The 24,101-nt window shown below is 72.6% G+C and carries 21 protein-coding genes; 9 read left to right on the top strand and 12 right to left on the bottom strand.

Annotated elements, in window-relative coordinates; translation table 11 throughout:
• Positions 1-189 precede the first annotated feature (189 nt).
• Positions 190-927 carry a DUF3558 domain-containing protein gene (locus tag ACZ61E_RS24225; RefSeq protein WP_469701951.1) on the bottom strand — a complete coding sequence of 246 codons (738 nt, stop codon included), beginning with the start codon at positions 925-927 and terminating at the stop codon, positions 190-192.
• 112 nt (positions 928-1,039) lie between these two features.
• Complete coding sequence (locus ACZ61E_RS24220; protein WP_469701950.1) at positions 1,040-1,831, bottom strand: DUF3558 domain-containing protein; 792 nt, start codon at positions 1,829-1,831, stop codon at positions 1,040-1,042.
• 264 nt (positions 1,832-2,095) lie between these two features.
• Between ACZ61E_RS24220 and ACZ61E_RS24215 the strand changes: the two genes are divergently transcribed.
• Positions 2,096-3,277: an RtcB family protein gene (locus ACZ61E_RS24215; RefSeq protein ID WP_469701949.1), complete on the top strand. Its 1,182-nt coding sequence runs from the start codon at positions 2,096-2,098 to the stop codon at positions 3,275-3,277.
• Positions 3,278-3,335: 58 nt separating this feature from the next.
• On the opposite strand, the gene ACZ61E_RS24210 is transcribed toward ACZ61E_RS24215, so the two are convergent.
• Positions 3,336-3,893 (bottom strand): DinB family protein, encoded by a 558-nt coding sequence (locus tag ACZ61E_RS24210; RefSeq protein WP_469701948.1) that lies wholly within the window; start codon positions 3,891-3,893, stop codon positions 3,336-3,338.
• A gap of 140 nt (positions 3,894-4,033) precedes the next feature.
• On the opposite strand from ACZ61E_RS24210, the gene ACZ61E_RS24205 reads away from it, so the two are divergent.
• Positions 4,034-4,837, top strand: a complete 804-nt coding sequence (locus tag ACZ61E_RS24205) for a pentapeptide repeat-containing protein (RefSeq protein ID WP_469701947.1) — start codon at positions 4,034-4,036, stop codon at positions 4,835-4,837.
• A 66-nt stretch (positions 4,838-4,903) separates the two neighbouring features.
• Here the strand turns inward: ACZ61E_RS24205 and ACZ61E_RS24200 are convergent, their stop codons facing one another.
• The 3 genes from ACZ61E_RS24200 to ACZ61E_RS24190 form a co-directional block, all read right to left on the bottom strand.
• Positions 4,904-5,155: a hypothetical protein gene (locus tag ACZ61E_RS24200; RefSeq protein WP_469701946.1), complete on the bottom strand. Its 252-nt coding sequence runs from the start codon at positions 5,153-5,155 to the stop codon at positions 4,904-4,906.
• Positions 5,152-5,928: an SDR family NAD(P)-dependent oxidoreductase gene (locus tag ACZ61E_RS24195; protein ID WP_469701945.1), complete on the bottom strand. Its 777-nt coding sequence runs from the start codon at positions 5,926-5,928 to the stop codon at positions 5,152-5,154. The genes ACZ61E_RS24200 and ACZ61E_RS24195 overlap by 4 nt, the downstream gene beginning before the upstream one ends.
• Before the next feature lie 64 nt (positions 5,929-5,992).
• Complete coding sequence (locus tag ACZ61E_RS24190; protein ID WP_078075678.1) at positions 5,993-6,328, bottom strand: YnfA family protein; 336 nt, start codon at positions 6,326-6,328, stop codon at positions 5,993-5,995.
• A 131-nt stretch (positions 6,329-6,459) separates the two neighbouring features.
• Here ACZ61E_RS24190 and ACZ61E_RS24185 point away from each other — a divergent pair, with 131 nt between their 5' ends.
• Positions 6,460-7,011: a hypothetical protein gene (locus ACZ61E_RS24185; protein ID WP_469701944.1), complete on the top strand. Its 552-nt coding sequence runs from the start codon at positions 6,460-6,462 to the stop codon at positions 7,009-7,011.
• A gap of 50 nt (positions 7,012-7,061) precedes the next feature.
• Here ACZ61E_RS24185 and ACZ61E_RS24180 read toward each other — a convergent pair whose 3' ends face one another.
• Together ACZ61E_RS24180 and ACZ61E_RS24175 are read right to left on the bottom strand one after the other, a co-directional pair.
• On the bottom strand, positions 7,062-7,796 hold the full coding sequence (locus ACZ61E_RS24180; protein WP_469701943.1) for a Mut7-C RNAse domain-containing protein: 735 nt from the start codon (positions 7,794-7,796) through the stop codon (positions 7,062-7,064).
• Positions 7,797-7,901: 105 nt separating this feature from the next.
• Positions 7,902-8,432 (bottom strand): GNAT family N-acetyltransferase, encoded by a 531-nt coding sequence (locus ACZ61E_RS24175; protein WP_469701942.1) that lies wholly within the window; start codon positions 8,430-8,432, stop codon positions 7,902-7,904.
• A 107-nt stretch (positions 8,433-8,539) separates the two neighbouring features.
• Here ACZ61E_RS24175 and ACZ61E_RS24170 point away from each other — a divergent pair, with 107 nt between their 5' ends.
• Positions 8,540-9,181 (top strand): hypothetical protein, encoded by a 642-nt coding sequence (locus tag ACZ61E_RS24170; protein WP_469701941.1) that lies wholly within the window; start codon positions 8,540-8,542, stop codon positions 9,179-9,181.
• A 7-nt stretch (positions 9,182-9,188) separates the two neighbouring features.
• Here the strand turns inward: ACZ61E_RS24170 and ACZ61E_RS24165 are convergent, their stop codons facing one another.
• Positions 9,189-10,007, bottom strand: coding sequence for an AraC family transcriptional regulator (locus ACZ61E_RS24165; RefSeq protein WP_469701940.1), 819 nt, complete (start codon positions 10,005-10,007; stop codon positions 9,189-9,191).
• Positions 10,008-10,070: 63 nt separating this feature from the next.
• On the opposite strand from ACZ61E_RS24165, the gene ACZ61E_RS24160 reads away from it, so the two are divergent.
• Positions 10,071-10,649 (top strand): TIGR03086 family metal-binding protein, encoded by a 579-nt coding sequence (locus tag ACZ61E_RS24160; RefSeq protein WP_469701939.1) that lies wholly within the window; start codon positions 10,071-10,073, stop codon positions 10,647-10,649.
• 60 nt (positions 10,650-10,709) lie between these two features.
• Here the strand turns inward: ACZ61E_RS24160 and ACZ61E_RS24155 are convergent, their stop codons facing one another.
• The 3 genes from ACZ61E_RS24155 to ACZ61E_RS24145 all read right to left on the bottom strand — a co-directional run bounded on the left by ACZ61E_RS24155 (position 10,710) and on the right by ACZ61E_RS24145 (position 19,122).
• Positions 10,710-15,692: a DNA repair ATPase gene (locus tag ACZ61E_RS24155; RefSeq protein WP_469701938.1), complete on the bottom strand. Its 4,983-nt coding sequence runs from the start codon at positions 15,690-15,692 to the stop codon at positions 10,710-10,712.
• A 585-nt stretch (positions 15,693-16,277) separates the two neighbouring features.
• On the bottom strand, positions 16,278-18,296 hold the full coding sequence (locus tag ACZ61E_RS24150; RefSeq protein WP_469701937.1) for a flotillin family protein: 2,019 nt from the start codon (positions 18,294-18,296) through the stop codon (positions 16,278-16,280).
• A gap of 181 nt (positions 18,297-18,477) precedes the next feature.
• Positions 18,478-19,122 carry a hypothetical protein gene (locus ACZ61E_RS24145; protein ID WP_469701936.1) on the bottom strand — a complete coding sequence of 215 codons (645 nt, stop codon included), beginning with the start codon at positions 19,120-19,122 and terminating at the stop codon, positions 18,478-18,480.
• Positions 19,123-19,437: 315 nt separating this feature from the next.
• Between ACZ61E_RS24145 and ACZ61E_RS24140 the strand changes: the two genes are divergently transcribed.
• The 4 genes from ACZ61E_RS24140 (at position 19,438) to ACZ61E_RS24125 (ending at position 23,726) form a co-directional block, all read left to right on the top strand.
• Positions 19,438-20,490 carry a PucR family transcriptional regulator gene (locus ACZ61E_RS24140; RefSeq protein ID WP_469701974.1) on the top strand — a complete coding sequence of 351 codons (1,053 nt, stop codon included), beginning with the start codon at positions 19,438-19,440 and terminating at the stop codon, positions 20,488-20,490.
• Positions 20,491-20,635: 145 nt separating this feature from the next.
• Positions 20,636-21,031 carry a DnaJ family domain-containing protein gene (locus ACZ61E_RS24135; protein WP_469701935.1) on the top strand — a complete coding sequence of 132 codons (396 nt, stop codon included), beginning with the start codon at positions 20,636-20,638 and terminating at the stop codon, positions 21,029-21,031.
• A gap of 197 nt (positions 21,032-21,228) precedes the next feature.
• On the top strand, positions 21,229-22,713 hold the full coding sequence (locus ACZ61E_RS24130) for a hemolysin family protein (RefSeq protein ID WP_469701934.1): 1,485 nt from the start codon (positions 21,229-21,231) through the stop codon (positions 22,711-22,713).
• Complete coding sequence (locus ACZ61E_RS24125) at positions 22,710-23,726, top strand: hemolysin family protein (RefSeq protein WP_469701933.1); 1,017 nt, start codon at positions 22,710-22,712, stop codon at positions 23,724-23,726. The genes ACZ61E_RS24130 and ACZ61E_RS24125 overlap by 4 nt, the downstream gene beginning before the upstream one ends.
• The last annotated feature ends 375 nt before the right edge of the window (positions 23,727-24,101 follow it).

Raw genomic sequence — 24,101 nt, 5'->3', positions numbered from 1 at the left:
CCCGTCCTGGACATCTGGCGGGGCACAGCCTGGCACATGTGTGCGGATGCTGTGCCCCGGGGAGCCCTGCGACGGCGGGGAGTTGGGACCCGGGGGCGGCGTGGTGGGGTATTTGTCGTCAATCGCCGGCCGGACCGGGACGGTGCGGGGGCGCGGTCCCGGCCGGCCGCCGGGCGCCCCCGGAGCGGTCTACTTCGCCGCCGCCGGAACGGCCGCCACCGCTTCCTTCGTCGCCTTCGTCGCGCCCTTCACCAGGTCCGACGCGGCCGGGGACTTCGCGCCCGCGTAACCCGCGCCGTTGTACGTGAGCGTGATGACCACGTTCTCCGAGCGCGCCACCACCGTCGCGTAGCCGAACGTCTCGCCCGTCTTCGACAGGCTGTATGTGATTGCCGTCGCCTCCGAGCCGACGTCCGCCGCCGGGGAGGCCTTCGTCCCCTTCGCGCCCTCGGTGGCGCGCGCCTTGGCGACTTCCTTCTTGTAGTACTCCGCGGCGCGGTCCTGGCCCGAGCCGATGCCCTCCTCGGAGTCGTACCGCATGAAGGAGATGTCCAGCCAGCGGTACTGGGAGCCCTTGACTCCGTTGTCGTCCAGGCCGTTCCACGAGCAGCTGCCGCGTGTCGTGATGTCCGACGACTTGCCGGCCGAGCCCGACTTGTCCTTCGCCTTGGGCACCAGGTCCGCCGTCGTCTTCGCGGGGATCGTCTTGCAGGGATCCGCCGGCAGGGACGTGAACTTCGCGGGAGCGACCTTTGCCGCTTCCTTCGACGCCGAGGCGGTCGGCTTGTCCTTGGCGCCGTCGGAGTCCGAGCCCGAGTCGGAGGAGCAGCCCGCGGCGACGATCATGACCGGGACGGCCGCGCAGGCGAGCATGCGCAGACGGGTGCGGGTGCGGGAGCGGCTGGGTCGCGGGGCTGATCGCTGCATGGTTCCTTCACTCGGTAGTCGTACGGTCCGATCGGCCACGGTAACCGCCCGGGGCGTGGCCGCGGGGCCGGGCGGCGGACCCGGCGCCGGGCGGACGCCCGGCCCGGACCCCCTAGTCGTTCAGCTGGTCGGCCAGCTTCCGGGCCAGTCCCCGGGCCTTTTCCTGCAGTTCCTTGCTGTCGGGGACCGTCGTCGAGTGGGCCGGCTGTTCCGCGTACCGCACCGTCACGACCACATTCGATGTGCGAAAGACCACGCTGACCGTACGCCGCTTGGCGGCCGAACCGGACGCCGCGTAGACGTCGTCCACGAAGGCCGCGTCGCCGAGGTCGTCCAGCAGGCGGGGCTGGAGGCCGGGGGGCGTCGTCGCGGCGTTGGCGGTCTTGCCGGGGGACGGCGAACCGGACGGGCCCGTGCCGTCACGGCCCTCGTCGTCGGCGCTCTCGCTTCCCGCGGCGGCGGGAGGCGGCAGGGCGGCGCCGTCCTCCTTCTTCGCGTAGACCTCCTGCGCCTTGTCGGCGTCGCTCACCGCCGGGTCGTAGGACACGACCCGCTCGACGTCGATCACCAGATTGTGCGAGGCGTCCGGGGAGTCCGCCGTCCACGCGCACCCGACGCGGCGGTCGGTGTCGTACGTCACGGCCGCCGTGCCCTTGTACGCCTTCTCCCGCTGCTCCTCGGGGAGCTGGGCGACGCCCGGCAGCAGATCCCGCAGCGTGGCGGGGTCCACGGAACCGCACGGCTCGCGCAGGGTGCGGTACTTGCCCGGAGGCGCGGTGGTCGTGGTCGGGACACCGGCCTTGGCGTCGATGTCGGAGCCGTCGCCACCGGTGCCGGAAGTACAACCCGCGACGAGAGTCACGAGCAGCGCCGCCAGGCCGGGTGCGTACGCCTTTCGCTGCACGGTCCCGGGCTCCTTTCTACGCGATGTGGATATGAGTTCTAAACGGTCGTACTGATGAGAACTACGCAGGTGCCGTGCTGGTTCCACGTACGGCACAACTGGCGAGTTCACGCGAAAAGCGTTTGCCGCCGCATGGCGTGCGGTGGAGACAATGTGTACCTCACGCATTGCCGTGGATGCCGGTTCGCTGTCTGATTTGGCGTTCCTGGTTCCGGTTTTTGCCGTATCGGACTTTCAGGAAGATTTTCGGGGGATCGAGGAACTATGTCGTACGTGGAAGTGCCGGGCGAGAACGTCCCCATCCGTATGTGGACCGACCCCGCGTCGGTCGAGGACGTGGCGATGCAGCAGCTGCGGAACGTGGCGACGCTGCCCTGGATCAAGGGCCTCGCGGTCATGCCGGACGTCCACTTCGGCAAGGGCGCGACGGTCGGCTCGGTCATCGCGATGCAGGGCGCGGTCTGCCCCGCCGCGGTGGGCGTGGACATCGGCTGCGGCATGTCGGCGGTCAGGACGTCCCTGACGTCGAACGACCTGCCGGGTGACCTGTCGCGGCTGCGCTCCAGGATCGAGCAGGCGATCCCGGTGGGTCGGGGGATGCACGACGACCTGGTGGAGCCCGACTCGGTCGGCGCCGGCTGGGACGACTTCTGGACGCGGTTCGACGGGATCGCCGAAGCGGTCAAATTCCGTCAGCAGCGGGCCGTGCGGCAGATGGGAACGCTCGGAGGCGGGAACCACTTCGTCGAGTTCTGTCTCGATTCGGAGGGATCCGTCTGGTTGATGCTGCACTCCGGCTCCCGGAACATCGGCAACGAACTGGCGGACTTCCACATCGGCGTGGCGCAGGGCCTCGCGCACAACCAGGACCTGATCGACCGCGACCTCGCGGTCTTCGTCTCGGACACCCCGGAGATGCGGGCGTACCGGAACGACCTGTTCTGGGCGCAGGAGTACGCGAGCTTCAACCGCGCGGTGATGATGGACCTCTTCAAGAACGTCGTCCGCAAGGAGTTCAAGAAGGCGAAGGTCACCTTCGATCCCGTCATCTCCTGCCACCACAACTACGTCTCCGAGGAGCGCTACGACGGCATGGACCTGCTGGTCACCCGGAAGGGCGCGATCCGCGCCGGCAGCGGTGACTACGGGATCATCCCCGGCTCGATGGGCACGGGTTCGTACATCGTGAAGGGCCTCGGCAACAAGGCGTCCTTCAACTCGGCCTCCCACGGAGCCGGCCGCAAGATGAGCCGCAACGCCGCGCGCCGGAAGTTCTCGGTGCGGGACCTGGCGGACCAGACGCGGGGCGTGGAGTGCCGTAAGGACTCCGGCGTCGTGGACGAGATCCCGGGCGCGTACAAGCCGATCGAGAAGGTCATCGACCAGCAGCGGGACCTGGTCGAGGTGGTGGCGAAGCTCAAGCAGGTGGTCTGTGTGAAGGGCTGACCGCGGCTGTACGGGGGATGTGGGGGCGCCGCGCAGGGCGGCGGCCCCCACACGCGTGTCAGGGCCGGTGCGGGTGGGCGGTGCGGTGTGCGGACAGGTAGGTGCGGTGGGTGAGGCCGATCTCCGCGACGTTCTTCGTCAGTTCGAAGTTGAGCCAGCTCGCCACATGGACCAGCTCCACGTCGTCGCCCCAGGGCAGGCCCGCCGTCCGGGACTTCGAGTCGAGGTCGGCGTCGGTGAGCCGGAGCAGCTCCGTGCGCCAGGAGTCCTTCAGGGAGTTCAGCCAGGTGATCGTGGCCTCCGTGCTGCCCGGCCAGTGGACGGACTCGCGGGGCGGGGCTCCCGGGCCGAAGCAGTGGGTGAGGGTGGTCGTCCACCAGTAGCCGATGTGCCAGGTCAGCCAGCCGATGGAGGTGCTGGGGACCGGGTCCGGCTCCGGGACCTGCCAGTCGGCCACCCAGTCGCCCTCGGCGTCCGGGCGCACCGTCCAGCAGTCCGGGGACGGTTCCCAGAGGCAGGCCCGGTCGTCCAGATCCCTGAGGTAGTACTCGAACAGCGCCCAGGCCATGTCGAGTTGGCGGACCAGCAGGTCGACGCGGGGGACAGTCGTGGTCATGACGGCGAGCGTTCCACCGGGGTCGGGGGCGGGCAAACGAATTGTTGTTGCCGGGCGGCCCGGGTCCTGGTGTTCACTGGCGGCGGAGCCCGGCCGGGGGACGGAGCCCGGCCGCCGACAGATCCTGGAGAACCGTCCTCGTGACCGACCGACCCCACCTGCTCGCCGACTGCGGGAACTGCTCCGGACTGTGCTGCGTCGCGCTGCCCTTCGCCGCCTCGGCGGACTTCCCCCTCAGTAAGAAGGCGGGGCAGCCGTGTGTGAATCTGCGGGGCGACTCGCGCTGCGGCATCCACACGAGGCTGCGGGAGAAGGGCTTCCGGGGCTGCACGGTGTACGACTGCTTCGGCGCCGGCCAGCAGGTCACCCAGGTCACCTTCGGCGGGCGGGACTGGCGCGAGGACCCGGCGACCGCGCGGCGGATGTTCGCCGTGTTTCCGGTCATGCGGCAGCTGCACGAACTGCTCCGGTATCTGACCGAGGCCCTGGAGATGGCCCCCGCCCGCGCCCTGCACGAGGAGCTGCGCGCCGCACTCGACGCGACCGAGCGGCTGGCCGCGAGCGACCCCGGGACCCTGCTGGAGCTGGACGTCGCCGGGCACCGGGCGGGTGTCAGCGAGTTGCTGCTGCGTGCTGGCGAGGCCGTACGCGCCGGGGTCCCGGGGAAGCCGAAGGAGCGCAGGGGCGCCGATCTGATGGGCGCCAGGCTGCGGGGCGCCGACCTGCGGGGCGCGAATCTGCGGGGTGCGCTCCTGGTCGCCGCCGATCTGCGCGGCGCGGACCTGCGGACGGCCGATCTGACCGGCGCCGACTTCCGGGACGCGGACCTGCGGGGCGCCGATCTGACCGGCGCCCTCTTCCTGACGCAGTCGCAGCTCGACGCGGCGAGGGGCGACGCCGCGACCGTGCTGCCGGACTCGCTGGCGCGCCCCTCGCACTGGTGAGCCGGCGCCGGTGAGCCGGAACCTGTGAGCAGGGGCCGCCGGGAGCGGCCGTGGCGGTGGACCGCGTCAGCCGCGCCGTTCCGCCGCGTACAGGTCGCGCGCCCGTGACAGCGCCTCGTCGAAGTCACGCTGGGTGTCGTCCGACCAGTGCATCAGGTCCGCCAGGACGCGGCTGAGCGTCTCTCCGGGGCTGCGGCGCCAGCCGTCCCCGGAGAGGGTGTACGTCTCCAGCGCCGCGCCCGCGCGGCGGACGGCCGCGTCCCGGCGGGCGTCCCCGGGCCCGTGCGCCTCTCCGGGGCGGCGGGCGTCCCCGGTCATCCGAGCTCCCTGTGCACCTTGGTGTTGGACGCCTGCGCCCGGGGGCGTACCACCAGCAGGTCGATGTTCACGTGGTGGGGACGGGTGACCGCCCAGGTGATGGTGTCGGCGACGTCCTCCGCGCTGAGCGGCTCCGCGACCCCCTCGTACACCTTCGCGGCCCGCTCGGTGTCCCCGCGGAAGCGCGTGGAGGCGAACTCCTCCGTCTTGACCATGCCGGGTGCCACCTCGATGACGCGGACCGGTGTGCCCACGATCTCCAGACGGAGGGTCTCGGCCAGGACGTGTTCCGCGTGCTTGGCCGCGACGTAGCCGCCACCGCCCTCGTACGTGGCGAATCCCGCGGTCGACGAGAGGATCACGACGGTGCCGTTGCCGCTCGCGGTGAGGGCGGGAAGCAGCGCCTGGGTGGTGTGGAGGGTGCCGATGACGTTCGTCTCGAACATGCGGCGCCAGTCGTCCGGGTCGCCGCTGGCGACCGGGTCGGCGCCGAGCGCGCCGCCCGCGTTGGCGACCAGTACGTCGACGGACGGGAGGCGGCCGAGTTCGGCGGCGAAGGCGTCGACGGCCGCGCGGTCGGTGACGTCGAGGACATGGGCGGTGGCCGAGTGCCCGGCCGCGTTGATCTCGGCGGCCAGCGCCTCGATGCGGTCCTTGCGGCGGGCGGTCACGACGACGTGACAGCCGGCGGCGGCGAGTTGGCGAGCGGTGGCGGCTCCGATGCCGCTGCTGGCTCCGGTGACGACGGCGGTGGGCTTACCGGCGACGGTCATGGCGTGCTCCTCGCGCGTATGGGCGGCTGATCGGCTTCCGGCCAGGATAGGCAGGCCGTGCGGCTCAGTGGTCGCGTGGGGCGTACATCAGCACGGCCATGCCGGCGAGGCAGATGAGCGCGCCGATGATGTCGTAGCGGTCCGGGCGGTAGCCGTCGGCGACGACGCCCCAGGCGATCGAACCGGCGACGAAGACGCCGCCGTACGCGGCGAGGATGCGGCCGAACTCGGCGTCGGGCTGGAGGGTGGCGACGAAGCCGTACAGGCCGAGCGCGATGACCCCGGCGCCGATCCAGATCCAGCCCTTGTGTTCGCGTACGCCCTGCCAGACGAGCCAGGCGCCGCCGATCTCGAAGAGGGCGGCGACGGCGAAGAGGGCGACGGAGCGGGCTACGACCATGTGATCAGCCTGTCACGAGGGCGGCGGCCGCCATGACGGCGGGAGCCGCCATGGGAGCGGAGGGCGACTCGCCACGCTGACGGTTCGTCAGGTAGGACAGGTTATGGGGGTATCTTCCGATTATGCGCGTAATGCACAGAACGATGATGGTGGTGTCCGCCGCGGCCATGGCCGTGGTGATGGGCGCTGGTTCGGGCTCGGGCGTGGAAGCCCCCGGCCCGGGCCCCGGCGAACGCGTCGGTGAGGGCGCCGGTGAGGGCATGGGCGAGGGCTCCGGGCAGGGGCCCCGGCAGGTCCCGGCCGAGGCCGATGTCGCGCACCACGGCCATGTCTCCCTGTGGGGCGGGCGGCTCTCCGTACGGCTGTCGACCGGCAACCACGGCCCGTCGGACCTGGCCGGCGCCACGGCCAGGCTCGCCTTCTCCGAACCGCTTGCCGTCGGGCAGAAGCTGCCCGCCGGCTGTCTGTGGGGCGGGGACCAGGTCGTGTACTGCCAGTCCGCGGCGCTGCGGGCCGACGGGCGGGACAGCGAGTTCCGGCTCGATCTGCGGACGGCCGGCGAGCCCGCCGAGCTGTCCGTGGACATCGCCACCGTCTGGAACGGCGGCGCCGAGGACCTCAACCCCGACAACGACAAGCACCATGTGCTCGTCCCCGCCACCGGCGATCTCTACATCTACTGACGTACATCTACTGACGCGCGGGGCCCGGCGAGGCGGCCGGAGCCCCACGGCTACGCCGCCGCGCCGCCGAATTCGCGCAGCGCCTCCTCGACGATCGCCGCCAGGCGCGCGTGGTGCGCGCCGCGCCAGTAGACCTTGCCGCAAGCCGTGCACTGCGCGAACACGTCGTACGTACGCTGCGTGCCCCGCTCCAGCCTGCCCTGGACCGAGTCCTTGTCGGCCGCCCCGAGCGGGCCGTTGCACGCCGTGCAGCGGGTCCACGGGGCGAGTTCGGGGGCGAACCGGCCGAGAACGTCCCTGAGCTGGTCGTCCGTGCGGTCGCTGTAGATGTACGCCCCCGCCCAGATCTCCCGGCGCCGCAGCAGGCCCCGGTCGCGCGAGAGCATCACCCGCCGCTCCTTCGCCGAGAGCGCGGCCAGCGCCGGATCGCCGATGTCCTCGCTCTCGTACGCCGCGTCCACGCCCAGCAGCCGCAGACGGCGCGCGAGCGTGCCGAGGTGGACGTCGAGCAGGAAGCGCAGCGGCGCGCCCGGTACGCGCTGCGGCCTGGCCACCGCCCGAACCTCCACCGACTCGCCGGCCGACGGGATGTGCGACGTGGCCACCGGGCGTCCGTCGACGAGGAGTTGACCGGCCTCGGTGAGCGGGACGCCGAGGGATTCGACGACATGGCCGAGCGTGGACGAGCCGTCCGTGGCGACCGCCGTACGCCCGCCGCGCCGTCCGGCCGGGACGAAGACGTGCAGCTCGGAGTCGAAGGTGAGATGGATCTCCGGTCCGTTCACCTCGTCAGCATGTCATCGGGCCGCGAGGCGGGCCAGCGCTTTCCGCGCGGGTGCGGCCCCTTCCGCGGCGGTACGGGGGTGTCGCGCGATCGGCCGCCGGTCGCTTCACGGTCGCTCCGCCGCCAGGTCCAGCCGCCATTCGTTGCACCGCATGAAATGGCCGGCCGGATACTCGAACTCGCCCTCCCCGAGCAGTTCGAAGCCCGCCTTGCGGCACACCGCGTTCGACGCCCCGTTGTCCACCGACGGGTACGCCATCAGAAAGCGGTGCCCGCGCTCCTCCCGCGCGGCCTCCACCACCGCCTTCGTCGCCGCCACCGCGAGCCCGCGCCCCTGGAACTCCCCGAGCACGCCCCAGCCCGTCTCGTACACCTCCTGCCCCCGCCAGGTGGTCTCCCAGAAGCCGGTGTTCCCCACCGGGACGCCGTCCGGCAGCAGGACGATCCGGAACATCCGGCCCTTGCCGGTCCGGTCGGCGCTCAGCGCGACGTACCTGCGGTGCCTGACGAGCAGCTGGTCCTCGGTCTCGGGGCCGCCGAGATGCTCCATCAGCTCGGGGGCGTTGGCGGCGCGCAGCAGGCCGAGATCGCCTTCCGACCATGGCTCCAGCCGCACCGGGGGTGCTTTCATCTCCATGTGCCCGACTCTAGGCCGGGGCACTGACAGCGGGTCCCGGCAGCGAGTCACGGGCAACGGGACATGGCGATGACGGGGCACGGCATCGGAGCGGGAGGCGCGGTCGCGTGAGCTGCACAGGGGTCTGGTCGGTCGGCGCCGTGCCCGACGCCGAGGTCGTCGCCCTGCCCCGGCGGTTCGCCCATCTCGACGAGACCTGGACCGTGCCGGACGGCTGCGCCGAGGACCTCGGGTGGTGGCTGGGCGGCGGCGACCGCGAACCGTACTTCACGCCCGAACCGACCCCCGCCGCCCACCGCTTCGCCGCGTTCGCGCGCGGCGGCGGCCCCTCCGCCCCCGCCGTGGTCGCCATGAAGGGCGCGGCGACCGAACTGCTGCGCCGTGCCGAAGTCCGGGGGAGCGATCCGGACGCGCTGTTCGCCGTGGCCGTACTCCAGGGGGAGCCCGCGACCGCGCTCCACCACGGTCTCGGTGCCGAGGCGTCCTCCCGGCTGCCGGGCTGGTTCGGGGACTTCCTCCTCACCGCCGAGGAGGTGCGGGCCGTGCTTCCCGGCGCCGAGTCCGTGCTGGCCGTGACGGGGCCCCGGCGCCGGGAGGTGCTGGCCCGTATCGACGCCTGGGCGTACGGGATGGCGGACGCGCCGGAGGGGGAGTTCGACGCCGCCGGGCTGCTGGCGGGGCCGCTGCGGGTGCTGCGGTACGCCGCCGCGCACGGGCTGGGCGTCGTCGCCGTGACCGGGAGCCGCTGAACGCGGGCTACCTGACCGGGTGCCCGTGCGCGTACGCCGTCGGCGGCACGCCCACCGTCGCCGTGAAGTCCCGCACCAGATGCGCCTGGTCGCTGTAGCCCAGCTCGGCCGCCAGCGCCGCCCAGTCGACCCCGGTCCCCGCTTCGGCGCGCTCCAGCGCCTCGTGGATGCGGTGGCGCAGGATGACCCACTTCGGCCCGACTCCCACATAGGTGGCGAACAGCCGCTGGAGCGAACGCACCGACAGACCGGCCGCCGTCGCGAGCTGCGCCGTCCGCCGGATCGTACGGTCCTCGCCGACCAGGCCCACCACCCTCATCGCCTCGTCGGCCTGCGGGTCCGGCCGCGCGCCCAGACCCAGCAGGTACGTGTCGAGCGCGGCGACCCGCGCGTCCTCGTCGGCGGGGTCCAGGACCGCGCCGACGTCCGCGTCGTCCGCCGGCAGCACCTCGGTGATCGGCACCCGCCGCCCGGACCACTCGGACACCGGCCACGCGGGCGCGAACGGCCGGAAGCCGCCGGGGCGGAACTTCACCCCGCAGACCCGGCCGCGTCCCTCCAGCTTCTGGGTGAACAGTTCGAGTCCGATCCCCGCGACCTCGCCCCAGGGCGGGGCCGCGCCGAACCGCTGGAAGACGACGTTCACCGAGGGGTGCGGGACGACGTGCGAGGCGTACGGCTCCGGCAGGTCCCAGTCGATCAGCCAGTACAGCTCCACGTGACGGCGCAGCTCCGGCGCGGGCAGACGGCGGCGGAAATCGGCCCGCGCGAAGAGTCCGGAGGCGTCGACGATGCCTCGGGTGTCCCGCCGTGGAGCTGCTGCCATGGCCGGATCCTATGTCGCGTTTGTTCAATACGGAGGCGGGGCGCCGGCCGTAGCGTCGGGGCCATGGACGACAAGATCAGCACCCTCCTCGAAGCGGCCGCCGCCGACGCCCTGCCGGTGCTGCGCGGTGTGCGCGACGACCAGCTCACCCTGCCCACGCCCTGCGCCGAGTACGACGTGCGCGCCCTGCTCGACCACCTCTTCCAGGTGGTCACCAACTTCCAGGTGCTCGCGGGCAAGGGCGAGTCCGACTTCGGCGCACCGCCCGAGCGGCTGGCGGACGACCGGCGCGAGCGGTTCGCCGCCGAGATCGGCGGGCTGATCGAGGCATGGGCCGCGCCGGGCGCGGAGGACGGGGTCACCGGAGCCATGGGCATGCCCGCGCGGACCGTCGGCGCGATGGCGCTCGGCGATCTGACCGTGCACTCGTGGGACCTGGCCCGCGCGACCGGGCAGCCGTACGAGCCGGACGCCGCCGTCGTAAGGATGCTGGGCGCCGAGTTCGCGGCGCTGGCACCGACGGCCCGGTCCATGAACGTCTTCGGCGAGCCGTTCCCGGTGGGCGGCGACGTGACCCCGTTCGAATCCCTGCTGGCCGAGACCGGGCGTGATCCGGGGTGGCGCCCGCCGGCCGCCGTGTGAGGCGCGCCCAACCCCGGCCGACCCGCCGCCCCCGCCACGCGACCGCCTCCGCTCCGGTCCTCAGCCGGCGGACGGGTCCGATGCGCGGGCGCGCGTGATCGCCGACTCCACCGCCGCCACCCGGTCCGCCAGCAGGCCGAGCGCCGCGACAGCCCGGGTCATCGGGTCGCCCTCCGGGCCGCCGAGTGACTGCCTCCTCACATAGGCCGTCTTGATCTCCGCCCAGCGGTCGGCCTGTGCCGGTGTCAGCGACGACCGCAGCTCGGCCAGCCGCAGCAGATTCGCCTCCGCGCCCGTGGTGAGGGTCTGTGCCTCGCCCGCGTAGTGGTCGTCGATGACCGCCGACAGTTCGGCGTCGTTCATCACCGGGTCGATGCGCGCCGCGATCTTGTTCATGTTGCGGTACGAACCCTGGAGCTGGAACGGCGGCGCGGTGCGCGACTCGTCCGTCCGCGCCGCGGACGCGATGTACGCCTCGTTCACGGCGAGGACCGTGCGCCGGGCCGTCAGCAGATGCCGCAGCACGGCGAGTACGCGGTCCAGCTCGGCGGGCGCGTACGGGTGGACCAGCGCCTCGGTCGTGGCCCCGGGGACACCGTCCGCGAGGCGCACCAGCACGTCGAGATCGCGCCGGTCGCGCCCCGCGAGGGGTGCGAGCACCGGATTGGACGTGAGCGCGTTCTCCACGAAGCTCAGCGCGAACACGTCCTCCTTGCCGGTCAGGACGTCGCCGAGGTTCCACACGTCCGCGCGGTTCGCGAGCATGTCGGGGACCCGGAAGCGCCCGCCGGTGCCGGTGTACGGGTTGCCCGCCATGCAGACCGCGAACCGCTTGCCCCGCAGGTCGTACGTGCGCGCCTCGCCCTCCCACACGCCCTCGATCCTGCGCTGCGCGTCGCAGAGCGCGATGAACTTCTGGAGCAGCTCCGGTGACGTGTGCTGGATGTCGTCCAGGTACAGAAGCGTGTTGCTGCCCGCCGCGAGCGCGAAGTTGATCTTCTCGACCTCCTGGCGCGCGGTGGCGTTCGGCGCCTCGGCCGGGTCGAGCGAGGTGACCGAGTGGCCGAGCGCGGGACCGTCGACCTTCACCAGGAGGAGCCCGAGCCGGTCGGCCACGTACTCCATGAGCGTCGTCTTGCCGTAGCCCGGCGGGGAGACGAGCAGCAGCAGCCCGTTGGTGTCGGTGCGCCTGCTGTCGTCGGAGGTGCCGAGCTGCTTGGCGAGGTTGTCGCCGATCAACGGCAGATAGACCTCGTCGATGAGCCGGTTGCGTACGAAGGAGGACATGACCCGGGGACGGAACTCGTCCAGCCGCAGCCTGGCCCGCTCGCCGGCCACCAGGGCGGTGCGCTGCCGCTGGTAGGCGCGGAAACCGGGCACCGTGTGCTCACGGAAGTTCCGCGTCCTGAAGAGGAGTTCGTCGATCCGTACGGTCATCCGGCGGCCGGTGACGCGCGGGTGGCTGCCGAGCAGGCCGTCGACCTCGGCGGTGAGGTCCGCCGTCGAGGCGTACCGGTCGAGGTCCGGGCAGAGCGCCACGGCCACGGCCTCGGCCAGGTCGCCCGCCTCGGCCGGCCCGCCCGGGGTGCCGGACGCGCTGCCGTGCGCGGTGCTGTACGAGGTGAGCCACGCCTCGACGAGCTGGCGCCGGGCGGCGAGGCCGTCGTCCCGGGCCTGCTTCAGGTCCTCGGTGAGTGCGGGGCCGCCGGGGGAGCGGTGGAAGCCGTCGAGCAGGGCGCGGGCCGCCGCGCCGGTGACGAAACCGGGCGGGCCGCTCGTCAGCTCCTCGAAGAGGTAGTCGGCGACGTGGAGCGGATCGGCATCGGTGCCGTGCGTGCCGAAGTCCCGTACCGCCGACGCCACCTCCGTACGGAAGGCGTCGATCCCGACGGCCGGCCCGAACGTCTCCCGCACGCGCGCCAGCGAGACCGCCCGGCGGGTCCAGTCCTCCCGGGAGCGGTCCGTCACGCCGTGCGCCCAGAACAGCTGCGCCGCCGCGCGGGCCGCCGGAGGGTGGCGCAGCAGCCCCGCCCCGTCGTGCAGACGCAGCAGCGCGGTGAGGACGGCGGTCGCGTCGTGGTCGTGGACACCGCGCTGGTGGCCCTCGTCGTACGCGGCCTCCGCCGCCGCGCGGACGAGCGCGGGGAGGTCGCCGGCGTCCCGGAGCCCGGCGGCGCCGTGCTCGGCCAGCAGACGGGCGGCCAGGTGCTCCGCCCGGTAGACCTCGGGGGACTCGGAGGGCAGCAGCTGGTTCCAGTACGGGCGGGTCGCCTCGAACGCCGGGTCCGTGACGGGATCGCGGTAGTCGGTGCCGGTCAGCGCGAGCGCCGTGCGGTCGCCGTGCGGGACGAGGGTCAGCTCCGGTGTCCGGGTGTTGACCGCGAACGTGTGGCGGCCGAGCCGGATCGTGGCGCCGCCGTCCGCGTACAGGTCGGTGCGGTCGCGCAGCGCGCGTGCCGCCTCCTGGCGGGCCGAGGTGAGCCGGCCGTCCAGCTCCTCCGCCCGGACCCGGTCGCCCAGCTCCCGCAGCTCGCCGGCCGTGCGGCGGACCTTGGCGACCATCGGGTCGGACGCGAAGTAGGTGTTGACGGCGTCGGTGTCGGCGAGCGAGGAGAGTCTGCGGCTGATCGAGCCGAGTACGCGCTCGGCCGACTCGGCCAGCCGCTCGGCCCGGCGGGCGCGGGCGTCCTGGAGGCTCTGCCTGCGGGCCGCGAACGCCTCGTAGACCTCGGTGCGCCGGGTCTCCAGCTCGGTGAGGAAGCCCTCGTACTCGACGAAGCGCGACTCCAGGTCCTCCAGCTGAAGCAGCAGCGAGGCCAGTTGCTCGTCGCAGCCCTCGGGAGTGTCGGCGGCGGCGAGCGCGCCGGTCACCGCCTGTCCCAGCAGGGCGAACTCGGCGGCGAATTCGGCGCGGCCCTCGTGGTCGAGCAGCTCGGAGCGGCGGGCTTCGAGGGTGGCGCGGGCGCGGTTGACGCCACCGAGGATGTCCGCGACACGTTCCAGGACGGACGTGCGGACGACGGTGTCGCCGATGTCGAGCCCCGTGACGACGTCGGTGACGGTCCGCAGCCCGGCGGCGTGCTCACGGAGGCGTTCGGCCACGGGCGCGGCCTCGGCGACCGTGGTGATGGCCGCCGCTTCGGCCGCCAGCCGTTCGACCTCCGCGTGGTGGCCGGTGAAGGCGTCCTCGCGGCCGAGGAAGGCGACGGCGCGGCGCGCGGCGGCGTCGATGTCGCCCTCGGTCGCCTCGACGAGGGAGTCGATCCGCTCGGTGTCCGCGTAGCGCATCTCCTTCAGCGTCACCAAGTGACCCTGTGCGCGGCGGAGTTCGGTGAGCCGGTCCACCCAGTCGGCCGCGCTGCGCGGTGCCTCGCCGCGGACGCGCCGCACGAGAGCGGTGACCCTGGCGGCGGACTCGGTGAGCGCGTCGGCGGCCTGCGCGGTCAGGGTCCGTACGGTCTCGAACTCGCCGAGCACCTGCTCGGCGGTGGCCCTGATCCCGGTCAGCAGAGCGTGCGGGGCGTCCAGTTCGGGGTCGGTCAGCCAGTGGTGGCGGTCGGCGGCGCGGGCGCAGGCGGTGACGAGCGAGGCGTACGCGGCCGTCGTCGGCGTCGCGCCCGGCGCGGTCGTCCCGGCGACCGCGCGGGCGATCGACAGGCAGTCCGCGATACCGCGCACGAGGTCGGCGTTGCCGACGCGGGCCAGGGGCCCGGTGCCGGCGGGGCGGGTGGCGGCGTAGGTGTCGGAGACGTACGGCGAGTGCCAGAGCTGGAGGGGGTGCACCCGTGCGGGCTCCGTCGCCGCGCGCAGGGTCATGAGGGCGCCGTCGTCGAACACGGCGTACCCGGAGCCGGTCAGCGGCGCCGCGGCCTCCTTACGGATGACGTTGTACGGCAGGAGCAGGGTGCGGCCCTCGGCACGGTCCTGGAAGACGTACAGCACGTCCTCACCGTTGGGGGAGTGCACCGCCCGCTCGAACTCCAGCTCTCCGGCGGAGTCCTCCGCGGCGTCCGTGTCGAAGGTCTTGGCCGTGTCGGTGGCCGCCAGGTAGTAGCCGCCCGGGAAGACGATGCCCTGGTCCTCGGGGAGCCGGCGACAGGACCGCCCGATGCCGTCGAGCCGGGTGACCTTCCCGGTGAGGGTGTTGAGGACGAGGTGCCGCCACGCGTCCTCCTTGTAAGGGCGCACCCGCAGCAGGAGCAGCGCGCCCACGCGTGCGTGGGCGACGTCGGCGTCGGCGAGGGACTGGAGGGGTTCGGTGACGGGCTCGGAGTAGATGCCCTCGGCCGTCTCGGTGTCGTCCTCGGCCTTGAGGGTGAGGGAGCCGCCGACCGTGGAGACGTACGCGTCGCCGCCGACGCCGATGTGCGGGTGGCGGCCGAGGACGTGGTCGTCGCGGGTGGCGGCGGTCCACTCCATGTCGTGCGACGGCGGGAAGACGTGGTCCCGGTCGCCCCGGGCGTCCAGGAACCGCGCGGTGCCGTCGGTGTGCAGCGCCCAGCGCAGTACGCGGATGTCGCCGGGCTTCTCGCCGGTACGGAAGACGGCCAGCAGTCGGCCGCCGAGATGCCGCAGCTGGAGCAGCCGGGCGTCGCGGTAGTAGCGGAACAGCGCGCCCAGCTCTCTTACGAAGGCGGGGTCGTCCAGCAGTCCGGGGACCGCGTCCTCGGGGAGCGGGTCGAGCGCGCGGTCGTGGAGGGCGAAGACGTCGGCGACGGCGATCTCGGTGCCGGGGCCGGCGGTCGTGGTGTCGACGGTGTGCCCGAAGAGCAGCGCGTCTCCGACCGCGACGATGTCGCGGGGCACGCTCGCGTGCGGCGTCCGGAGCTGTCCGGTGCCGGTGAGCCGCAGCTCGGTGGAGCCGAAGGACTCGATGCGGCGGGAGTTGAGCGCCTCCGTACGGAGGGCGAGCTCGCCGCCCCGCGCGGCGAGCCGATCCCGCAGCACCTCGTAGGCACCGGCGTCGATGCGGGTGTCCGTGCCGGCGCCGCTGCCGCCGTCGGCGTGCGTGCCCGGCCCGGGAGCCGTATCGGTGGTGGTCATCTGTGGTCACTCCCTGCGGGGTCGGCGAAGAGAAGCCGGAGCCGCCACACCCCCGTGGCGGCGGCTCCGGCCGGTCGTGTCAGGCACCCGCCGCCACGCGGCGGGCACTGCGGGCCCGCGTCGCCGCGTACGGCCGCTCGGCGTGCCGCCCGAGGCGGTGGTACGGCGGTCCGGCGCGGGTCCTGCGGTGGCCGGGCCGGCCGGCCCGTGCCCTTTCCGGTGGGCGCCGCGTCCGCTCCGTCGCGGTGGCGGCCCCCACTGCGGGTCTGGTGCGGCGTACGGCGACCTGTGCCGTTCGAGGCGGGGTCCGGTGGTCCGTTGCGGTCATCGAGCGCGCGGTTGGCCGCTCCGTGCCCCGCCCCTTCCGCCGTGCGCCGCGTCGCTCGGTCGCGGCCCGTTCCTCGGGTTTGGTGCGGCGCCGAGTTGGGGCGTACGGCGACCTGTGCGGCCAGAGGCGGGGTCCGGCGGTCCGGCGTGGTCACCGAGCGTCCGGGTGGCCGCTCCACGCCGCTCCGTCGCGGCGGTGGTGCGGTGCCCCCGACGCGTGCACCCGGTCGCACGGGCCCGCCCGGCGCCGCGGCGGTGTCAGGACTTGTTGAGCGTGCCGTTCAGCTTCGCGTCCCCGCCCACGCCGCCCAGCTCCGCGATCGGCATGTCCGCGAGGCCCAGTTGCTTCGCCTTGGCGAGCAGTTCGCCCAGCCGGCCGCCGTGCGCGCCCGCGCCGCCGTCCGACGTCATCAGCTTCGTCAGCAGCGCCGACACCGTCAGGTTCCGTATGTCGGACGTCGACACCGACCCGAGCATCCTCGCCAGGTCGTCCGTGAAGCTCGCCGACCCGTCCAGCCACGGGCCCGCCAGGGTGCGCGCCGTGTCCGAGTGCTGCATGAAGCCGTCCAGGCCCTTGCCGAGGGAGATCGACGAGACCAGCCGGTCGAAGAAGACGGTGTCGCCGCCCACGATGTTGATGTCCGCGCTCTCCAGACCCGTCGCCAGCACCGCGGCCTGCGCCTCGGCCACCTGCCGCCGCGTCTCCAGGTCCGCGAGCCGTACCTCCTTGTCCGCCTCCAGGCGCAGCCGGTACTCCTCGTGACCCCGCGACGCCTCGTCCAGCGCGGCCATCGCCGCCGCCTTCTCGGTCAGCCCGGCCGCCTCCGCGCGCAGCCGTGCCTCCGTCGCCCCGGCCTCCGCGAGCCCGGCCTTCTCGACCGCGTCGGCCTCCTTCTCGCGCACCTGCACCGCCGCCAGTCCGGCGGCCGCCGTCTCCGCCTGGATGCCCTCCGCGAGCCGCGTCTTGGCCCGTGCGTCCAGATCCGCCGACTTCACCCGCGCCTCGGCGAGCGTGATCTGCTCGGCGGCCCGGTGGACCGCCGCCTGCTCGGCGGCCTCCGCGCCCTTGATGTCCTTGACCAGCTTCTCCTGCGCCTCGGCCTCCGCCGCGATGACGATCGCCTGGCGGTCGCGCTCGGCGGACTCCACGGCGCGCAGCCGCTTGATGGACTCCTCCTGCTCGGCGACCGTACGGTCCACCGCGATCCGCTCGCGGATCACCTCGGCGATCTCCCTGCGCTCCGTCTCGACCTCCTTCTCGGCCGAGATACGCGTCAGTTCGGTCTCCCGCTCGCGGGCGATGACCTCAAGGAGGCGGTCCTTCTCGATGCGCTCGGTCTCGATGGCGATGACCCGCTCGCGGTTCTTCTCGGCGACGGCGACCTCCCGCGCCTGGTTCTCCCGCTGGATGCCGAGCTGCTCCTCCGTACTGAGGAAGGCACTCTGCGCCCGCAGCCGCTCCTCCTCCTGCACGCGCGCGGTCTCGGCCTCCTCACGGGCCCGTACGGTCTCGATCTCACGCTTCTGCTTGATCTCGGCGTCGGCCTGCCGGCGCTCCAGCTCCAGGATGGCCTCGCGGGCGTCGACGTTCTGGCGGGTGGTCTCCTTCTCCTCCGTGCGCCGGAACTCATTGGTGCGCACGTGCTCGATGGCCGTCAGCTCGGTGATCTTCCGGATGCCCTGCGCGTCCAGGATGTTGTTGGTGTCGAGCTGCGAGAGCGGCGTCTGCTCCAGGTAGTCGATCGCCGCGTCCTCCAGGCTGTAGCCGTTGAGGTCGGTGCCGATGACCTGGATGATCCGGTCCCTGAACTCGTCGCGCTTGGTGTAGAGATCGGTGAAGTCGAGCTGCTTGCCCACGGTCTTCAGCGCCTCGGAGAACTTGGCGTTGAACAGCTCCTGGAGTGTCTCCTTGTCACTGGCCCGCGCGGTGCCGATGGCCTGCGCGACCTTGATGACGTCCTCGGTGGTCTTGTTGACCCGGACGAAGAACGAGATCCGGATGTCGGCGCGGATGTTGTCGCGGCAGATCAGTCCGTCCCGGCCGGTGCGGGTGATGTCGATGGCCTTGACGGAGATGTCCATCGTCTCGGCCTTGTGGAGTACGGGCAGCACGACCTGTCCGGTGAAGGTGACATCGACCTTCCGCATCTTCGAGACGATCAGCGCCTTGCCCTGTTCGACCTTGCGGAAGAGCCGGCTGATGACCAGGAGCAGGGTGACTGCGACGAGCAGGACGACGGCGACGAGCACGCCGACGCCCAAGGTGATGGCATCCATGAGTAGTCCTTGCGTGGAGGCATGAGGTCCCGACCGCTCGACCGCCGAGGGTCGGATGAGGTCGGCTGAGAATTCGGGTGGGAGGAACGCGTTTGAGAGGAACGCGGTTGAGACGAAGTCGGGCGGGACGGGCGCGGGTGGAATCGGGTGAGGTGGGAGAGGTCCGCAGAGAGCCGCGGCGTCAGGCGGCCGAGGCGCGCGGATCGAGCGCCGTGTCGTACGGCGCGACCCAGAAGAACTCGCCGGCCTCGTCGTAGGCGTACAGCAGCCCCGTGCTGCCGTTGCCCAGCGTCGGCGCGTCGGCCTTCGCTATGTCCGCCCGGTGCTGCCTGACCTGTACGACGGCCGTGGACCCGTCCCGCGCCGCGACCTCGGCCTGACCGAACCAGGCGTCCACCCGCCCCGTGCGGATGGTGCAGGTCAGTCCCACGAAGTCGAGCAGGGACGGCCCGGGTTCGTCGGGGAAGAGCGTGTGCAGCGGCCGTACGAGCAGCCGGGTGGCCCCCCAGGCGAGCAGTGTCGCGCCGGCCAGGACGGTGAGCGCCAGCGCGGCCCGGACGAGGCCCGGGGCGTCGAAGGCACCGAAGCGGCGCAGGGTCACGGACGCGGCGAGGCTGCCGAACCAGGCGAGGGCCGTCAGCAGGGAGAAGGCCACCGTGACCGGCACTCCGCCGATTCCGGCGGCGTCGAGGTCGACGTCCGGGTCGAAGCTGTCGGTCTCGGCGACGCCGGTGAGCACCAGCAGCCAGAACCCGATTACCACGATCAGCGCGGCGGTGAAGAGGAAAGTGGGGAATCCGAGTGCCGCGTCGATGAATTCACGCATTCCCGTACCCCCTCGTCCGGCGCTCCGCCGCCGTGTCCGACCGGACCGGCTCCGGATGCCGGAGTGCGAGTGCGCGCACTCCGGCACCGGAATCCGTCCCCCGTTTTCCGTGGTCCGATCCTGTCAGCCGACAGGCCGTGCGCGCATTGCCGGATCCCGGCAATCTTTACGCTTCCTTAATGCCGGGTGATGTCGCGGGATCGCGGTCTGACAGGCTGGATGGCACACGCGTTAAGAACGCGTCAGGACGGATCAGGAAGCCGGGGGGCTCGGATGACGGACCAGGCGACGACAGGGCGGACCACGGATCCCGCGATGTTCCAGGAGTATCTGACCGGTTACGACCGGATCCTCTCGGACGTCGCGGCGACCGGGCGCCGCCTCACCCGCGACGAACTCGACTCACGCCGTGCCCTGGGCGAGCGGGCCGCCGAGGCCGGGCACGGCCTGCGCGCCCTCGTCAGCAGGCATCTGACCGCCACCCGCGACGCCTGGCCCGTCGCGTCGGTTCGCCCGGCGTCCGCCGACAGCGTCCTGGCCGCCGTCGAGCAGGCCGTCGACGCGTTCGCCGAGGGGTACGAGCGGGCGCAGCGGCTCGCCGTACGCCGCGAGGAGGCGTCCCGGCGCGAGTTCATCGACGACCTGCTGCACGGGCGCAGCGACCTGGGGCGGCTCGCCGAGCGGGCCGGGCGGTTCGGGCTCCAGCTCTCCCACGCGCACGCCGTGGCGGTGGCGGTGGGGGAGAGCGCGTATGCCGAGACCGACCCCGTCACCCGCGGTGTCGAACTCGCCCTCGTCTCGCGCTTCGGAGCCCGCCGCATCCTGCTGACCACCAAGGACGGGCGGCTGATCTGTATCGCGCCCGCCGACGAGGGCGATGTCCTCACCTACTTCGCGAAGCAGGCGCACGCGGCGACGGACGGCGGGCGGGTGGCCATCGGGCGCGCGCATCCGGGGGCGGGCGGGGTCGTGCAGTCGTACGAGGAGGCGCTCAGCGCCCACGATCTGGCCGAGCGCATGGCGCTGGACGAGCCGGTGCTGCGCTCCGCCGACCTGCTGGTCTATCCGGTGCTCAGCCGGGACCGGGAGGCGATGTCGGATCTCGTACGCAGCGCGCTCGGTCCTCTTACGGAGGCGCGCGGCGGGGCGGGGCCACTGCTCGACACGCTGGCGGCGTACTTCGACGCGGGGTGTGTGGCGGCGGAGACGGCGCGGCGGCTGAATCTGAGCGTGCGCGCGCTGACGTACCGGCTGGAGCGGATACACAAGCTCACCGGGTCGGACCCGTCGGAGCCGTTCCACCGCTACACGCTCCAGACCGCGGTGATCGGGGCGCGGCTGCTGGACTGGCCGGCGAAGGAACTCTGAGCGTTCCCGTACGCCGTGCCGCCAGGCACCATGGAGACGGCACGGCCCCTCCCGGCCACCGCCGGCGCCCGGCCGGCGGACAGTGGGAGCCGGGCCGGAGCCGCGGACCGGAACCGGGGCCGAAGCCGAAACAGGAGGTCGCACGATGACCGAGCGCAAGCCACCCGGCGTCGATGTCGAGACCTGGGTGGACAGACAGATCCGCGAGGCGGCCGAGCGCGGCGCCTTCGACGACCTGCCCGGCGCCGGCCGGCCGCTGGCGTCCGTGGACGCCCCGTACGACGAGCTGTGGTGGATCAAGGGAAAGATGGCGCGGGAGGGAATCTCCTGCCTGCCTCCGACGCTGAGACTCCGTAAGGAGGTCGAGGACGCGGTCGCAGCCGCGCGCGAGGCCGCGTCGGAGGCGCAGGCGCGGCGGATCATCGCCGACATCAACGAGAAGATCCGCGCCGCGACCGCCAGGCCGCCGGCCGGGCCACCGCTGAACAAGAAGCCGTACGACATCGAGGAGATCGCAGCCGAGTGGCGCGAGCGACATTAGTCACTCTCGGTCACCCTTCCGGGTACTCCCATTCTGTTTGCCATTCCTTTACCATGATGATCCGTCCCCTCTGCCGATCACGGCGGGGACGCCCCGACCGACCAAGAAGGAAGCAGCAGTTCCACGATGGAGCCTCCTAGTACCAGCCGTGCCATTTCCCTTCCGCAGCATCTGACCGGCGGAGCGGGGGTGGCACGGTGACCGAGATCTTCCTTCTCCTGATCGCCCTCGGGCTGACCCTCGCCTGCGCCGTCTTCGTCGCCGCCGAGTTCTCCCTCACCACGGTCGAGCGCGACAGCCTGGAGCGCGCCGCCGCGGCCGGTGAGCGCGGCGCCGAAGGCGCCCTGAAGGCCGTCCGGCGCCTCACGTTCCAGCTCTCCGGCGCACAGCTGGGCATCACCGTGACCTCGCTGGTCATCGGCATGCTCGCCGAGCCGTCCATGGCCGTGCTGCTGCGCGGACCGCTGGTGGCCGTCGGCCTCGGCTCGGTTGCCTCGGTCGTGGCCACCGTTCTCGGTGTCGTCATCTCCACGGTCGTGCTGATGGTCATCGGCGAGCTGGTCCCCAAGAACTGGGCGATCTCGCGGCCCCTGGCCGTCGCCAAGGTCGTCGCGGGCCCGCAGCGCGGATTCACCGCCGCCTTCGGCCCGCTCATCAGGCATCTCAACAGCACGGCGAATCGTTTCGTCCGGCGCATGGGTCTGGAGCCCACCGATGAGCTGGCCTCCGCCCGTACCCCCGACGAGCTGATCTCCCTCGCCCGGCACTCCGCCGCCGAGGGCGCGCTGGAGCAGGACTCGGCCGAGCTGTTCGTCCGGACACTGCGGCTCGGCGAGCTGACCGCGGAGAACGTGATGACGCCCCGTGTCGACGTCCAGGCCCTCGAAGCCGGCGCGACTGCGGCCGACGCGGCCAACCTCACCTACGCCACCGGTCTCTCCCGTTTCCCCGTCTACCGCGACAGCCTGGACGAGGTGATCGGCACGGTCCACATCCGTGACGTCCTGGCCCTCGAACCGGAACGGCGCCACCGCGTGTCCGTCACCGAGCTGGCCAGCGAGCCGCTGCTGGTGCCCGACACCCTGACCGCCGACCGGCTGCTGGACCGGCTGCGCGCCGCGCGCACGATGGCCGTCGTCATCGACGAGTACGGCGGCACCGCCGGTGTGGCCACCATGGAGGACATCGTCGAGGAGGTCGTCGGCGAGGTGCGCGACGAGCACGACCCCGTCGAGACCCCCGACCTGCTGCCCGCGCCGCCGACCGCGGAGGGGCTCGCGACCTGGGAGGCGGACGGCAGCGTACGGATCGACGAGCTGGCCCGGATCGGGCTGGTCGCCCCGGAGGGGCCGTACGAGACCGTCGCCGGGCTCGTCGCCGCCCGCCTCGCGCGCATCCCCGTCCAGGGCGACACGGTCGAGCTGGACGGCTGGCGGCTGGATGTCCTGGACATCGAGCACCACGTCGCGGAGCGCGTGCACATCACCGAGCCGGCGCGGGTCGCCGCGGCGCGGACCGACGCGGAGCCGTACGCGGCGTCCGGCCGGGTGCCGCACGCCGGGGTGCCCGCCGGCGCGGGCGCCACGACAGGCGGCGCGATCGACCGCGACGGCGACCGCGGCCGTGATACCGACACCGATACCGACGATTCCTCGCGCCAGTACGCCGGAGAAGCCCGATGACGACCCTGCAACTCACCATCGGTGCCCTGACGCTGCTCACCAACGCGTTCTTCGTCGGCGCCGAATTCGCCCTGATCGCCGTCCGCCGCAGCCAGATCGAGCCGCACGCCCGCAAGGGGAACAAGCGGGCGCACACCGTGCTGTACGGGCTGGAGCACCTGTCGGCCATGATGGCCACGGCCCAACTCGGCATCACCGTCTCCTCGCTGGTTCTCGGCGCCGTCGCCGAACCGGCCATCGCGCACCTGCTGGAGCCCGGCTTCGAGGCGGCACGGGTCCCCGATGCCCTGGTGCACCCGATCGCGTTCGTGATCGCGCTCACCGTGGCCACGTATCTGCACATGCTGTTCGGCGAGATGGTCCCGAAGAACATCGCGCTGGCCGCGCCCACCAAGTCGGCGCTGCTGCTCGGCCCGCCGCTGGTCGCCCTGACCCGCGCGCTGCGTCCGCTGATCTTCGGCATCAACGCGTTCGCCAACGTCCTGCTCCGGCTGATCAAGGTGGAGCCCAAGGACGAGGTCGCCGCCGTCTTCAACGACGACGAACTCGCCCGGATGGTCGCCGTCTCCAGCCAGGCCGGGCTGCTCTCCCCGGCCGACGGCGAACGGCTGCGGGACGCGCTGGAGCTGGGCACCCGCCCGGTCGGCGAACTCCTCGTACCGCTGCGCCGGATGGTCACGGTCGACCACCGGGTGACGCCCGAGCAGCTGGAGCGGATCGCGTCGTCGGCCGGCTTCTCGCGGATCCCGGTCACCGGGCCGGCGGGCGCCGTCCTGGGCTATCTGCACATCAAGGACACCCTGGGTGTCGCGGACCGCACCAAGCCGTTCCCGCGCTCCGCGCTCCACGCGGTGACGCGGGTCAGGATCGACACCCCGCTGGACGACACCCTCACCGCGCTGCGCGCGGCGGACAGCCATCTGGCCGCGGTGACGGGCGAGGCGGGCTCGGTACTCGGCTTCGTGACGATGGAGGACGTCCTCGGCGAACTGGTGGGCGGCCCCGCCAAGTGAGCACGTCCGTCGCCCGAGGACGGAACAGGAAGCCCGTCCGGCGCGTGCGGACCAACCGCCGCGCCGGGCCGGCCTGATCGGCAGGACACCCCCTGGGGCGTGTCCGGAGGGTTCCGCCCGGCCCCGACGCCCGGTACGGCACGTGGCGTGAGCCGGCCGAGTACGCGCGGTACGAGGCCAGTTCCTCCGCCCCGCGACGCCCCGCCCCGGGCGCCGCAGGCCCCCGCCCCGCGGGGCGGGCGGCGCTACGTTCCGGACACCCCCTGGCGGGCGTCCCCCGCCCGAAGGCCCCCTCCGGGGTGCCCACGCCCACTCCCGTCCTCCCCCCCCCCGGACGTCCGAGGGGGTACATCGACACCCCAGAAACCCCCCAGC

Source organism: Streptomyces sp. NPDC104581 (assembly GCF_055583685.1).
This window is presented reverse-complemented; position numbering and strand designations above follow the sequence as displayed.

Bases quoted from the DNA above. Each gene is read 5' to 3' on its own strand.
- ACZ61E_RS24150 (WP_469701937.1), bottom strand. From the start codon at position 18,296: ATGGATGCCATCACCTTGGGCGTCGGCGTGCTCGTCGCCGTCGTCCTG.
- ACZ61E_RS24145 (WP_469701936.1), bottom strand. From the start codon at position 19,122: ATGCGTGAATTCATCGACGCGGCACTCGGATTCCCCACTTTCCTCTTC.
- ACZ61E_RS24225 (WP_469701951.1), bottom strand. From the start codon at position 927: ATGCAGCGATCAGCCCCGCGACCCAGCCGCTCCCGCACCCGCACCCGT.
- ACZ61E_RS24200 (WP_469701946.1), bottom strand. From the start codon at position 5,155: ATGACCGGGGACGCCCGCCGCCCCGGAGAGGCGCACGGGCCCGGGGAC.
- ACZ61E_RS24195 (WP_469701945.1), bottom strand. From the start codon at position 5,928: ATGACCGTCGCCGGTAAGCCCACCGCCGTCGTCACCGGAGCCAGCAGC.
- ACZ61E_RS24185 (WP_469701944.1), top strand. From the start codon at position 6,460: ATGCACAGAACGATGATGGTGGTGTCCGCCGCGGCCATGGCCGTGGTG.
- ACZ61E_RS24215 (WP_469701949.1), top strand. From the start codon at position 2,096: ATGTCGTACGTGGAAGTGCCGGGCGAGAACGTCCCCATCCGTATGTGG.
- ACZ61E_RS24190 (WP_078075678.1), bottom strand. From the start codon at position 6,328: ATGGTCGTAGCCCGCTCCGTCGCCCTCTTCGCCGTCGCCGCCCTCTTC.
- ACZ61E_RS24125 (WP_469701933.1), top strand. From the start codon at position 22,710: ATGACGACCCTGCAACTCACCATCGGTGCCCTGACGCTGCTCACCAAC.
- ACZ61E_RS24165 (WP_469701940.1), bottom strand. From the start codon at position 10,007: ATGGCAGCAGCTCCACGGCGGGACACCCGAGGCATCGTCGACGCCTCC.
- ACZ61E_RS24135 (WP_469701935.1), top strand. From the start codon at position 20,636: ATGACCGAGCGCAAGCCACCCGGCGTCGATGTCGAGACCTGGGTGGAC.
- ACZ61E_RS24210 (WP_469701948.1), bottom strand. From the start codon at position 3,893: ATGACCACGACTGTCCCCCGCGTCGACCTGCTGGTCCGCCAACTCGAC.
- ACZ61E_RS24140 (WP_469701974.1), top strand. From the start codon at position 19,438: ATGTTCCAGGAGTATCTGACCGGTTACGACCGGATCCTCTCGGACGTC.
- ACZ61E_RS24155 (WP_469701938.1), bottom strand. From the start codon at position 15,692: ATGACCACCACCGATACGGCTCCCGGGCCGGGCACGCACGCCGACGGC.
- ACZ61E_RS24160 (WP_469701939.1), top strand. From the start codon at position 10,071: ATGGACGACAAGATCAGCACCCTCCTCGAAGCGGCCGCCGCCGACGCC.
- ACZ61E_RS24175 (WP_469701942.1), bottom strand. From the start codon at position 8,432: ATGGAGATGAAAGCACCCCCGGTGCGGCTGGAGCCATGGTCGGAAGGC.